The organism is Nonomuraea sp. NPDC026600 (genome assembly GCF_040638335.1).
Taxonomy (GTDB): domain Bacteria; phylum Actinomycetota; class Actinomycetes; order Streptosporangiales; family Streptosporangiaceae; genus Nonomuraea.
Window position 1 is genome coordinate 98,538 of the sequence record NZ_JBEZYD010000045.1, and the last position, 10,804, is coordinate 109,341.

Here is a 10,804-nt window from a genome sequence, read left to right on the forward strand (position 1 = left end):
TGCCTAAGTAAGGACTACCTAATCACATGAGGTGAACGTGCGCTACACCGGTCCGAAGGTGCGACTGTCACGTCGCGCGGGCGTCCCGCTGACCAAGAAGGCCGTCCGCTATTTCGAGCAGCGCCCCTACCCGCCGGGCGAGCACGGCCGCAAGACCAACCGCCGCACCACCGGCGACTACGGGCTGCGGCTGCTGGAGAAGCAGAAGCTGCGCTGGTACTACGACGTGTCGGAGCGGCAGCTGCGCCGCTACTGGGACCTCGCCCTGCGCAAGCCGGGCGCGTCGGGCGCCGAGCTGGTCGCGCTGCTGGAGACCCGCCTGGCCTCCCTGGTGCTGCGCGCCGGCCTGGCGCCGTCGATCTACGCGGCCAGGCAGTACGTCAATCACGGCCACATCGCCGTCGACGGCCGCAAGGTGGACATCCCCAGCTATCTGGTCAAGCCCGGCCAGGTCGTCACCGTGCGGGAGCGTTCGCGCGGGATGCAGCCGTTCGTGGCCGCCAAGGAGGGTGTGCACGCCGACGAGCGGATCGCGCCCTATCTTTCCGTCGACCACGCTGACCTGCGGTTCACGCTGGTCAGCAAGCCCGAGCGGGAGCAGATCAACGTCCCGGTGGACGAGCAGCTCGTCGTGGAGTTCTATTCTCGTTAGCCGTGAGTGATGCGGGTGAGCGGCACGCCAGCTGGCTGGAATTGTTCTTCGACCTCGTCGTGGTGGTGGCGGTCGCGCAGCTGGCGCACCGCCTCCAGCATCCGACCTGGGGCGACGTGGCGTTGTTCGCCATCCTGTACTACGCGGTGTGGAGCATCTGGACGTCCCTGACGCTCTACTCGAACGTCCGCGCCGAGAAGACGCACCTGCGCAGCATGCTGATCGGGATGTTCGGCATCGCGGTCATGGCAGCGGCGGCCCCCGACGTCGCGCACGCGATCCCCGGGGTCGGCAACCACGACCAGTGGTTCATCGCCGCCTACGTCACCTGCCGGATCAGCGTCTCCCGGTCGATCCGGGCGGCCGGCACGGTGATGACCTCCTGGCCCGCGGCCCAGCTCGGCGCGGGCCTCACGCCGTGGATCGCCTCGCTCTGGATGCACGACGAGTGGCGCTACTACCTGTGGGGTATCGGCATCACGCTCGACCTCGCCTTCTCCATCGCGCAGAGCCGGCGGCCGGAGCGCCTGGTCAGCGAGCTCAAGGCACAGGCGGAGCGGCACAGGGCGCGCGAGCTGCGCCGGGCCGGCAGGGCCGGGAGGCCCCTGGAGGCGCGCTACCTGGAGGACCCGAAGGCCGCCGTGCTCGATCCCGGGCACCTGGGTGAGCGGCTCGGGCTGTTCGTCATCATCGTGCTGGGCGAGGCGGTCATGCAGGTCGTGATCGCCTCCTCCGGGCTCGACTGGGACTGGCCGCTCGGCCTGGCCGCCGTGGCCGGGTTCGGGCTGATCGTGTCGCTGTGGTGGCTCACCCTCCAGTACGGCCTGAGCGCCGTGCCCGAGATCCACGAGCGGGGGCTCAAGCCGTACGTCGCGCTGCCCGCGCACTACGCCATGACGGCGGGCATCACCGCGACCGCCGCGGGGCTCGGCGCGGTGGCCGCCAAGCCCGCCGAGCACCTGCACGGCGGCGTCCAGTGGGTGCTGTGCGGCGGCCTGGCCGTCTACTTCGCCGCCTCCACCGTGCTCGGCCTGGCCAACGGCGCCGGGCGCCGGTGGATCTGGGGCTGGGCCGTGCCCTCGATCGTGCTGCCGACGGCGATCGCCGGACTCGCGGGGCTGGTGCCGGCGTGGAGTGTGGTGGCGCTGCTGCTGACCGTCACCCTCTGGCGGGTGGCCTACAAGCCCAAGGCGGCCGCCGGGCAGCCCGCCTAGTCGAGCACCCGCTGCTCGCGCAGCTCGGCGATCTCTTTGCGGAGCGCCGTCAGCTCGGACAGGATCAGCTGGCTCGAGACCGTGTTGTCGTCCACCAGCTCCGCGCGCTCGGCGGCCGACTCCTCCTCCATCGCGCTCACCACGACGGCCATGAACAGGTTGAGCACGACGAACGTGCAGACCAGGATGAAGATCGTGAAGAAGATCCAGGCGCTGGGGTGGTTGCGCATCACCTCTCTCGCGATGTTGCCCCAGTCGTCGCCCGTCATCGTCTGGTAGAGGGTGAACAGCGAGGTGGGCAGGCTGCCGAAGCGGGTCGGCGCCGTGTCCCCGTACAACTTGGTGGCCATGACGGCGGCCACGTACAGGACCAGGGAGAGCAGCAGCACGATCGAGCTCATGCCGGGCATCGCGCGCAGCAGGGCCGAGACGACCCGGCGCAGGCTGGGCACCACCGACAGCAGGCGCAGCGCCCGCAGGATGCGCAGCGAGCGCAGGACCGACAGGCCGCCCGCGAAGGGGGCTAAGGCGACCGCCACGATCACGGTGTCGAAGATGTTCCACGGATCGCGCGGGAAGCGCGACCGCTCGACGTAGATCTTCGCGAGCAGTTCGGCCACGAAGACGTAGAGCGCCACATGATCGACCACGGTCAGCAGGTGACCGTAGTCCTCGACCACGGCGGGCACGGTTTCGAGGCCGAGTGTGGCCGCGTTGAGCACGATAATGCCGACGATGAACCGCTGGAAACGCGGGTGCTCAATGAAGGCTCGGGTGCGTTCACGCACGGGAAGGGGCTCCTCAAGATGGAAAAGTTGCCCCACCATGATGACGCAGGAGATCAGCGCGTTGGCGTCAGGCGGAAGACCCGCAGCTCCCGTCCGGACTTCTCCGTGTAGCGGTCGAAGAGCGGCCACCGCTCGATCAGGGACGGCCACGCGGCCTCACGCTCGGCGCCGGTCAGCAGTGAGGCGGTGACGGGGAACTCGTGGCCCCTGAAGCTCACCGTGGCCGTGGGCGTCTTGAGCAGGTTGCCGCTCCACGCCGGGTGGTGTGTCTGGCCGAAGTTGCTGCCCACCACCAGGAGGGTGCCGTCGGGCTCGGGCAGGCAGGCGAGCGGCGAGCTGCGCGGCAGGCCGGACTTGGCGCCCGTGGTGACCAGGATCAGCGTGGGGATGACCGGGTTGTTGCTGAGCAGTCGTCCCCGGGTGAGCCGGTGCACGGTCCGATCGAGCTGCGGCATGAACTTGGGGCCGGCTCTCATGAACCACTCGGCCGCCGCCAGCCGTTGTAGGAAGAGCCTCAGAACCCGGAGCATGCGGCGAGTGTAGCAAGCGTTTGGTCAACTGCGGTGCGAGGTCGGCCTGTGGTATAAAAAGCCGCTGAAACGATAAGCGGGGGCGAGCGCGCAGATGTCCTATCCCAACTACGGTCCCTCCTATTACGGGCCGCCACCTCAGACGCACCCCAACGGCACCACGATCCTGGTGCTGGGCATCCTCAGCCTGGTCGTCTGCTCGATCCTCGGCCCGTTCGCCTGGTCGATGGGCAACAAGGCGCTGCGGGAGATCGACAACAGCGGCTATGTCTACGAGAACCGTGGCATGGTGCAGGGCGGGCGCGTCTGCGGCATCATCAGCACGTGCCTGTTCCTAGGGTCGATCGGCATCATCCTGCTCTTCGGTGGCGCCGCCTTCCTGAGCAGCCTCAGCAACTAGCGATCGGCGGCCGTAGCCGCCGATCCCCGACTCCAACAGGTCGAACGCCCTCGTCGCCTGCGTGCGCGCGTCCGCCCAGATCTCCGGCCACTGCTCGCCCGCCATCTTGCGCCGTATCGCGTGCCGTGCCAGCAGTCGCGTCGTGCTCAGGATCTGGTCCGCCACGAGCTGCGGGGTGAGGTCGTCGGGCCCGGCGCCGGTCTCCTCGGCGACGATGGCCGCCAGGTTGGCGGCGGAGAGGTGCTCCACCTCGCGCATCCTGGCGATCAGCGCCGGGCTCTCCCCGACCAACCGGCCGAACACCTCGGCGCCCTCGCCCATCCCGTAGCGCCAGTCGCCGGTGTCGAGCGCGTCGATGAAGTCGCGCCGAAAGGCGGCCACGATGCTCTCGCCGGGCCGCCGCTCGCGCACCACCTTGCTCGACAGGTCCACCACCTCGTTCTGCCGGTCGGCGAACAGGTCCTCCTTGGTGCCGAAGTAGTTGAACACCGTGTTGACCGACACGTCAGCGGCCCGCGCCACCTGCGCGACGGTGACGTTGTCGAATCCGTGGATCATGAACAGCCCCATCGCCATGTCGGCGATGCGCTGCCTGGTCTCACGCTTCTTCCGCTCGCGCAGCCCCTCTTCCATGCCTCTATGCTACCAATATTGCAGTCACACCAAAATTGTGACTACTCTATTTTTGGAGGCGATGAAAATGATCAACACCACGGGTCTGAGCAAGACCTTCGACGGCGGCGTAGAGGCCGTCAAAGGCGTGGACATATCGGTGGGACCAGGCGAGATCGTCGGGTTCCTCGGCCCGAACGGCGCCGGCAAGCCGAATACGTGATTGTGACACTTTCGATATGTGAGCACCCTGTCTGACCTGGGGTTCGCGTTCGGCGGCAGGACTGCAAGCCGCACGGTGTAGGGGGTTAACGAATCGTTGCGGTGGCGCTGAACACATGGGGCCAAGATCACAAAAGGGGGGCATTACGCTGGTCCAGGCAATGGGGAGGGGCATCGCCCCTGCCCCGGATCTTCCTCCCAGGCCCCCCTTTTGTGATCTTGGGAGGGGTCCCCATGTGTTTGGCTCCGAAACGATTCGGTAACCCCCGGCCCCCTCAGAGGCCGCGTCAACGCCGTGGGATACAGGAAAGCCCGGTCACCATGTGCAGGTGACCGGGCACTCGTGCGTTCGACGCAGCTGGCTCATGCTGGACTCATGCCAGGTCGAATTCTCCGTCCTTGGTGCCCTCGATGAACGCGGCCCACTCGCTGGGAGTGAACACCAGGGCTGGCGCGTCGGGGTTCTTGCTGTCTCGGACGGCAACGATTCCGGGAAGGTTGCGTGCTACCTCAACACAGTTGTTGCCGCCGCCGCTGCGGGTGCTCTTGCGCCAATCGGCGCCCGAGAGATCAATCATGAGATAGATCGTCCTTCAGTTCAGAGATCAGTCGCAGGGACTCATCCGGGGGCAGTGCGGCGTTGCATATACGGTCAAACACCAGCTTACAGCGCTCTACTTGTTCGGTGCTCTCGACGTAGACGTCTCCCGCCGTACCCTCCACATAGGCAACATCGGGATCGAGGGGTTCGGAGAAGCCAAGTAGCGTGAACGCGCCTTCCAGCCCAGGGTGTTCGCCGGCATGGTACGGAAGGACGCGGATCGTTACGTTCGTCCGCCGCGCCGAGATCAGAAGCGCCTGCAACTGCTCATGCATCACCTGGCGACCGCCAATCGTGCGCCGGATAGCAGCCTCGTCCAAGACCGCGCTGAACTCCGGCGGGTCGGGACGGCTGAGCAGAGTGCGCCGCGCCATGCGTGCCATGACCCGACGTTGCACCTCGTCCGCTGGCCGAAGGGCAGTGATCACGGTTCGGGCGTAGTCCTCGGTTTGCAGGAGTCCGGGAATGAGCTGGACCTCCCATTGGTGAATGAAGGCCGCCTCATCTTCCAGGCCGATGTAGGAGCCGGTGAAGACGTCAGAGTAGGCGGTCCACCAACCACGCTGGCGCACTTCTTTTGCAAGCTGTATGAGCCCGGCACGGATGGAAGATCCAGCCCCGTACAGGTCGCAGATGGCGGCCACATCGGCGCGGCTTGCCATGGTGCGACCAGTCTCAATGCGGCTGACCTTGCTTCGACTCCATCCAAGTTGAGCGGCAGCGATTTCGGGGGTCAAGCCGTGATGTTCTCGCATCTTGCGCAGCTCGCGTGCGAGACGCCGGAGTCTCACGGTTGGGCTGTGGGTGGGCGACATGAAGACCAGTGTTCCAGAGCAATGCGCTGCATGCTCGCCTTTTTACCCCAACTGCTTTGAGAATGCACAGTGCATTGACAGACGGCTCGGAGCGAGTTCATGATGACGTAGCACGGCAATGGAGTGACCTTGATCACACCGAGGCGCGCGGCATGACTTTGGTCCGATCCACGCCAGCAATCACCCGGCACTTGAAGAAAGGTCCGGCATGCGCACATTCGACCACGAAGAGGAGCTGTTCATTCACTTAGTGCGACTGTCGTGGGATCTGTCGCAATTCGGGCTGGCTCACGCGGTGGAGTGCCCGTCGAAGGTTGAGCCGTTCATCGCCATACGCAGGGTGCGGGGTCCTCTGTACGTGAGGGCGGCTTTGAGGGGTGAGCAGTGGGTCTTCACATGGGGTCATGGTCGGGGTCGGTGGGTGGCTGCGTACGACGTGGATGCGGCTGCGCGGGTCTGGGAGGTGGCGCGGTGAGTGAGCGGTTTCTTGGTGAAGTCGTGCTGCCGGGGGTGGCGCAGTCGGTGGCGGTGGCGCGTCACTGCGTCGGGGAGATGCTGGCAGCGGCAGGGCATCGGGTCGTGGAGGATGCGCGGTTGATCGTGAGCGAGTTGATCACCAACGCGCTGATCCACTCCGCTTCCGGGCTGCAGGGCGGGGTGGTGACGGTGGAGGTCGTCGCCGTTAATGCCGAGATTGTTCGCGTTGAGGTGAGCGACGACGGGTCGGACACGGTTCCCCGAGCGCGTGAGTCCGGCGATGACGACTGTCACGGGCGGGGTCTGTGGCTGGTCGAGCAGATCTCGCTCAAGTGGGGCGTGCGCTTGTTGGGTGCGGGGCAGCGTGCGGTCTGGGCGGAGACGTTCACGGGTCAGGCCGTGTCTGTCTGCGCCGGGGAAGGCGTGGCGGCCGGGTCGCGCGCGGAGAGTGGGAGGTGAAGGGGTGAGTTGGTTGGTCGGTCACTGGAGTTTCCCCCCTCATTGCACGGCGCCGCATGTGTCAGCCGTGCAGTCGCACTGCGACCACTTGACGTGGAACCCTCCACGCCTGGGCGAGCGGGACGGCCGGGTCCTGCGGTGGACCTGCGAGTGCCATGAGGTCGTTTACGAACTGATCGCGCTCGGCGGGTTGTGCTTCATTCGTCGAACAGCTCTCCAGGGCAGGAAGAGCGTCATTCATGAGAGTGATCGTTGGTCCTTCCCTGTGGCAGATGCCATGTGGAGCGCTCTGCTTTTCGGTCATGCCAGATGACGTATGGGCGTGGGCTGAGGTGTTCCCGGCCGGTGATGTGGTGGCCGATTCGCTGGGAGCGTCGGTCCGTGCTGGAGAGGCGGGCTCGTGATGGTCTGCGCGGCGCATGGTCGGCGTCCCCTCGATCGGTCGGGGCTGTCCGACGGCCCGATGGTGGCTGGAGGCTGGCTTTGACGAGGTTCGAGGTCCGGGGCGGCCGGGTCATGATCTACCAGTTGGAGCACAGTCCGGCGATGACTCGTGAGTGCGGGTCTGCGCTGATTGGCCGGTGCGGAGAGATCGTGTTGTTGCTGCGGGTTGGCGGGGTCGCCGTGGTCGAACTCGAAGACTGGGGAGGGGGCTTTCCTCGGGGTGTGCGGCGGTGGTCGGTGTCGTTGGATGACCTGAGCTTTGTCGGGCATCGGGAGCCAGCGGGGCGGGCGGGCTCTTGTGTGCGGCGGGATGCCTTGCTTACGGGCATCTCAGGGTTTGGTTCGCGCATCGTGCGGCACGCGGTGTGGCCGGATGAGGTGAGAGGTCTGTGTGGGAAGCCGGTTCGTCCGTTGACGTTCACCGGTTGGTTCATACCGTTCTCGCCGTCTGCTCCGAGAAGGTGCGCCGATTGTGTCGATCTTGCGCGGTTGGACGATACCGCCGAACAGGGCTTATGAGACGGGGTGTGGTGAGGCGATGAGCGCGGCCCGCCGAGTGAGCGCGGTCGGGGCCCTCGTCGCCACGGAACTCGCCACACCCTCGTGGACGGCAACGCGGTTGATGCTCCTCAGGCGCCATCCAGGGTTGAGCGCCCGCGTTGCCGCCCACCTGCGGCAAGGGTCCGATATGGATCATTACTGCGGCGAGAGAAGAGAGGACAAAGCAAAATTCGGTCAGAACTCACAGATAGGTCTTTTAGCCTTTAAAACAGCACAAACGAGCCAAAGGAGAGTCATATAGGGGCATAGGCGGAACTACAGTAACGTCACTTGTGGGGTCGGATTATTCACCTGCGGGCTAGTCATTGAATCGCGATTGCCCCGGACCGGTGGTATCTTCTCCGCTCTCAGCAAGGATGTACGTATGGCCTGGTCGGAGTGACTGAGGTCATGCATGGTTGATGTGCTGTCTTTTGAAGGTTCCGCCGTTGGTAGTTATGGATGCGTGTAAAGCTGTGTGGTGTGCCGTAGTATCGCCGAAGGCGTTCGACAAACGTGCAGCTCTAGCTATACAGGCGGACCCTGCGACAGTTGAATGTATCCGTTCGGGATAGCTCACTTCATTTCGTGTTCAGGTTAGCTTCGAAACAAGGAGGCCGATTATGGCATCGCAACAGTTCGACCCACCCTCGGGTACGCGCGATTTCCTGTCGCGAGATCTTCGAATGCGCGAACACGTGTTTTCCGTGGTTCGCGATGTATTCGAGCGTTACGGGTTCGAGCCGTTGCAGACACCTGCCTTTGAGCGACTGGAGACGCTAACCGGCAAGTACGGCGATGAAGGTGACAAGCTCATCTTCAAGATTCTTCGTAGAGGGGAACACGAAGCAACCGGAGCGGCTGACCTGGCGCTGCGCTATGACATGACCGTCCCTCTAGCGCGTGTGGTCGCTGCGTACGGTTCGCAGCTTCCCACCCCGTACAAGCGATACGCCATGGGGCCGGTATGGCGCGCCGACCGTCCGGGAAAGGGCCGCTTTCGGGAGTTCGCGCAATGCGATGTGGATGTGGTGGGCTCCACGTCGCCGATGGCCGACGCTGAAGTTGTCTGCGCGGTAGCTGAAGCGCTCGACGCTGTGGGGGTCGCAGATTTCCGCGTTTTGGTGAATTCGAGGCGTGCGCTGTCGGGCTTGCTGGAGGTCTACGGCATCCCGTCCGATCTGGGCGGCGGTGTGCTCATCACGCTCGACAAGCTCGACAAACTGGCTCCTGATGCGGTGGCGGCCGAACTGATGTCAGCGCGTTCGCTGGAGGCTGCCACGGCGCGGACGCTGGTCGATGACCTGACGGCTGAGGATGCGGTGGACCGCGTGCGGGTCATGCTCAAGGACAGCGCGGGAGGGCGGGCCGGGCTAGAGGAGATCGATCGCCTGATCGACCTGGCCAAGGCAAGCGTGGGTGGTCATCGCCTGGCGTTCACACCAAGCCTGGTCCGTGGCCTGGACTACTACACGGGTGTGATCTTCGAAGTGGTCGCGGCGGGAATGGCGGGCTCGATCGCCAGTGGCGGCCGGTATGACCACCTCATCGCCAACCTCGGTGGACCGGACGTGCCCGCGTGCGGTGGCTCTATCGGGGTGGAGCGGATTATCGGCCTACTCGATTCCCAAAACGATGAGGTCAGGCAAACAGACATTGCCGTCACTGTCATCGACGAGGACTCAGCCGCAGAGCTGATGGAATTCACTAGCGAGCTTCGCAAATCGGGGCTGCGGAGCGAGATCTATCTCGGATCAAGCCGGAAACTGGCGAAGCAATTGAAGTGGGCAGCCGATAGAGGGGCGCGCTTTGCGCTTATCTATGGCCAGCAGGAACGGGGTGAAAGAACGGTCACGGTACGGGATATGGAGTCTGGTGAACAGACGCGCGTTCCCGTTCACGAGCTCGCGGAGCATCTAAAGGGAGGGTGCGCCGCGTCGCGGTAACACGACCAGGAGGGTACACATGGGTGCGCAAGGCGACCGGATCTTCGCGGCAATCCAGGAGAAGGGCTGGCCCGACCCCTGGGCTACGTTCGGCGAGTGCATGTGCTGGGAGGCTGCCTACTCCGTCCAGCTCAAGAAGGCGATCGAGGACGCTCGCAAGGATCAGGACGAGGGAACTCTGGCGGCGGTGGAGGCGCTGTTCTCGGTCAAGCTGGCCAACCTGGCCAAGACGCGCCGTCTGCTCGATGACGTGCTCGGCGAGTACGAGGCCAACGGTATGTGGCTCGAACTCAACGCACGGGCCGGGCGTCTGGACATCGAGGACGTGTCCGAACGCTGGGCGCGGGGACCGGCGGAACACCCGTTCCCGATCGCGGTCAAGTCTCTCCAGTTCAACTGGACCTACATGAAGGATCATGGGGTCCGCGCCTTCTACGAGATGACCGCTCAGTACGTGGACGGTCTCACCGAGAACACGCACCGCTGGCACAGTGCGTGGCGGGACGAACTCAACAGCGGTCTTGTGGATCGCGTGACCATGATGGAGTGCGACCTAGCCTCTGAAGAGGCACCGATGCACTGCAACGTCTGTAACAAGACGATCGCCGCGCTTCTGTTCCTTGACGGCTAGCGCGGAACCTCGCACGTAAGCGACCCGTCCTCGGTATGCAGGTCCGAGGGCGGGTCGCTGCTCGATAGGTCGTTCGTACAGGCGGGAGTGGCGGGGCCGGCGGAATGGCCGTAGGCCACCCGTAGGGCGAGCGCGAGCGAGTTCGGCCGGCGCCGCCACGACCTTTCATGATCATCATAGACCACCGCGGTGCTGGTCATGATCATTTAAGTCCCGTGCGGGACGAACGCGCCATGGGGCCGAGTTGTTCATCGGCGGCAGGCGGGCGGCGGCGCGGCACCTGGTCGGCGGGTTTCGTGATCACGGCGGCTGCTCTGGTCGGTGGGCGGCGGGTTGCGCACGCCGCGCCGGGCGGCGCGGGCCGGGACCGGCCTCCAGAGAGGACGCGGGCCTGCACGGCGACGCCGTGGGCGTCGAGATCGGCGACCTGCGGCCCCGCTTCGCCGAGCTGGAAGAGCACCTGCTGCACCACG

Annotated in this window: 12 protein-coding genes and 1 pseudogene; 8 read left to right on the forward strand and 5 right to left on the reverse strand. The window is 65.2% G+C overall.

Going from position 1 to position 10,804, the window contains the following annotated elements:
• Nucleotides 1-37 precede the first annotated feature (37 nt).
• A complete protein-coding gene (gene rpsD, locus AB0F17_RS56485) occupies nt 38-652 on the forward strand; it encodes a 30S ribosomal protein S4 (protein ID WP_358042536.1) in 615 nt (204 codons plus the stop codon).
• A 2-nt stretch (nt 653-654) separates the two neighbouring features.
• On the forward strand, nt 655-1,866 hold the full coding sequence (locus tag AB0F17_RS56490) for a low temperature requirement protein A (protein ID WP_358042507.1): 1,212 nt from the start codon (nt 655-657) through the stop codon (nt 1,864-1,866).
• Here the strand turns inward: AB0F17_RS56490 and AB0F17_RS56495 are convergent.
• Nucleotides 1,863-2,654, reverse strand: coding sequence for an ion transporter (locus tag AB0F17_RS56495; protein WP_358042510.1), 792 nt, complete (start codon nt 2,652-2,654; stop codon nt 1,863-1,865). The genes AB0F17_RS56490 and AB0F17_RS56495 overlap by 4 nt on opposite strands.
• 53 nt (nt 2,655-2,707) lie before the next feature.
• Nucleotides 2,708-3,184, reverse strand: coding sequence for a nitroreductase family deazaflavin-dependent oxidoreductase (locus AB0F17_RS56500; RefSeq protein ID WP_358042513.1), 477 nt, complete (start codon nt 3,182-3,184; stop codon nt 2,708-2,710).
• Nucleotides 3,185-3,278: 94 nt separating this feature from the next.
• Here AB0F17_RS56500 and AB0F17_RS56505 point away from each other — a divergent pair, with 94 nt between their 5' ends.
• The gene (locus AB0F17_RS56505) at nt 3,279-3,584 is read left to right on the forward strand and encodes a DUF4190 domain-containing protein (protein ID WP_358042516.1); all 306 of its coding nucleotides are present in this window, start codon (nt 3,279-3,281) and stop codon (nt 3,582-3,584) included.
• Here the strand turns inward: AB0F17_RS56505 and AB0F17_RS56510 are convergent.
• Entirely contained in the window at nt 3,519-4,217 is a 699-nt protein-coding gene (locus tag AB0F17_RS56510) for a TetR/AcrR family transcriptional regulator (RefSeq protein WP_358042518.1), read from the reverse strand. The genes AB0F17_RS56505 and AB0F17_RS56510 overlap by 66 nt on opposite strands.
• Nucleotides 4,218-4,284: 67 nt before the next feature.
• Here AB0F17_RS56510 and AB0F17_RS56515 point away from each other — a divergent pair.
• Nucleotides 4,285-4,407 (forward strand): annotated as a pseudogene (locus AB0F17_RS56515) (ABC transporter ATP-binding protein); the annotation flags it as partial.
• A 385-nt stretch (nt 4,408-4,792) separates the two neighbouring features.
• Here the strand turns inward: AB0F17_RS56515 and AB0F17_RS56520 are convergent.
• Nucleotides 4,793-4,996, reverse strand: a complete 204-nt coding sequence (locus AB0F17_RS56520; RefSeq protein WP_358042521.1) for a DUF397 domain-containing protein — start codon at nt 4,994-4,996, stop codon at nt 4,793-4,795.
• The gene (locus AB0F17_RS56525) at nt 4,989-5,834 is read right to left on the reverse strand and encodes a helix-turn-helix transcriptional regulator (protein WP_358042523.1); all 846 of its coding nucleotides are present in this window, start codon (nt 5,832-5,834) and stop codon (nt 4,989-4,991) included. Before AB0F17_RS56525 ends, AB0F17_RS56520 begins: the two co-directional genes overlap by 8 nt.
• A 471-nt stretch (nt 5,835-6,305) precedes the next feature.
• On the opposite strand from AB0F17_RS56525, the gene AB0F17_RS56530 reads away from it, so the two are divergent.
• From AB0F17_RS56530 to AB0F17_RS56545, 4 genes are all read left to right on the forward strand, one after another.
• Nucleotides 6,306-6,770, forward strand: coding sequence for an ATP-binding protein (locus AB0F17_RS56530; protein ID WP_358042526.1), 465 nt, complete (start codon nt 6,306-6,308; stop codon nt 6,768-6,770).
• A gap of 1,607 nt (nt 6,771-8,377) precedes the next feature.
• Nucleotides 8,378-9,700, forward strand: a complete 1,323-nt coding sequence (gene hisS / locus AB0F17_RS56535; protein WP_358042529.1) for a histidine--tRNA ligase — start codon at nt 8,378-8,380, stop codon at nt 9,698-9,700.
• A gap of 19 nt (nt 9,701-9,719) precedes the next feature.
• Complete coding sequence (locus AB0F17_RS56540) at nt 9,720-10,331, forward strand: hypothetical protein (RefSeq protein ID WP_358042532.1); 612 nt, start codon at nt 9,720-9,722, stop codon at nt 10,329-10,331.
• A gap of 244 nt (nt 10,332-10,575) precedes the next feature.
• The coding region (locus AB0F17_RS56545) for a hypothetical protein (protein ID WP_358042534.1) at nt 10,576-10,804 on the forward strand (229 nt) is incomplete at its 3' end.